General features: G+C 75.2%; 2 protein-coding genes. Both read right to left on the reverse strand.

What is annotated here, in order from left to right; all coding sequences use genetic code 11:
- Positions 1 to 688, reverse strand: a 688-nt coding sequence (locus AB0M20_RS45710; protein ID WP_364307957.1) for an ADP/ATP-dependent (S)-NAD(P)H-hydrate dehydratase, incomplete at its 3' end; no start/stop codon positions are given.
- Positions 672 to 1,005: histidine phosphatase family protein (locus tag AB0M20_RS45715; RefSeq protein ID WP_364307958.1), on the reverse strand; the 334-nt coding region annotated here is incomplete at its 5' end. The genes AB0M20_RS45715 and AB0M20_RS45710, both read right to left, overlap by 17 nt.

The following is a 1,005-nucleotide window of genomic DNA, read 5'->3' on the forward strand; positions in this document are numbered from 1 at the left end:
GACCGGCGACGATGCCCGCGCGGACGTCGCCGCTGCCGGAGGTGCCGAGCCCGGCGTCACCGCTCTCCTCCCGCCAGCCCTCGCCCTCCGGCGTGGCGACGTGCCCGTAGAGCGACACCACGGCCCGGTACTGCTCGGCCAGGGCGCGCGTGGCGGCGGCCAGGTCGTCGCCGGGCGGCCGGCCGAGCAGGATCTCGGCCTCGGTGGTGTTCGGCGTGAGGACCAGGCGCTGGGGCCGGTCGTGCAGCAGCTTCTGGTCCTTGCTGAGGGCGCCCAGCGCGTACGCGTCGAGCACTAGGCTCGCGTCCTCGCGGGCGACGCCGAGCACCTCGCGCAGCAGGCGGTCCGCGTCGTCCACATCGTCGAGACCCGGCCCGACGGCGATCACGTCCGCCGCGGCGGCCATCTCCTGCAGTTTGTCGTCGTGCTCGGGCAGGCCGATCACCTTGGCCTCGGGGACGGCGACACTGAGCGCGGCCGCGGTCGACTGCTCGACGGCGAGCTGCAGCCGCCCCGCCCCGGCCCGCAGCGCGGCGACGCCGGCCAGCAGCACGGCGCCCGGCGTGGTGCGGGCACCGCCGGCGACCAGGACGGTGCCGCGCGCCTCCTTGTCGCCCTGCGGATCGGGCAGTGGCCACTCCCGCAGCAGGCGGGGCGTGATGACCCGCTCGTCAGACCGGCTCGGCATTGACGTCCTCCTGCTTGGTCGGCGGCGCGCCCTCGGCGTGCAGGTGCTCCACGTGGTTGAACCGCTCCGGCTCCCAGCCGTCGTCCACCCGGCGCCAGCTGCTGATCGAGGCGTTGGCGATGGTGGTCGCGCGGGCCACGGTCATCAGCTCGGCTTCGTCGAGGCGCTCCGTGAGGTATCGCACCAGCAGCACCGTCGCCTCGTGCCCGAAGAGCAGGACCCGCCCGCCGGGGTGGTCGTCGCGGACGTCCCGCAGCAGGGATCGCAGCCGCAGCAGGACGTCGGCCCAGGACTCGCCGCCCGGTGGCCGGTAGTAG

The organism is Actinoplanes sp. NPDC051633 (assembly GCF_040681735.1).
In the GTDB taxonomy this organism is placed as follows: Bacteria; Actinomycetota; Actinomycetes; order Mycobacteriales; family Micromonosporaceae; genus Actinoplanes.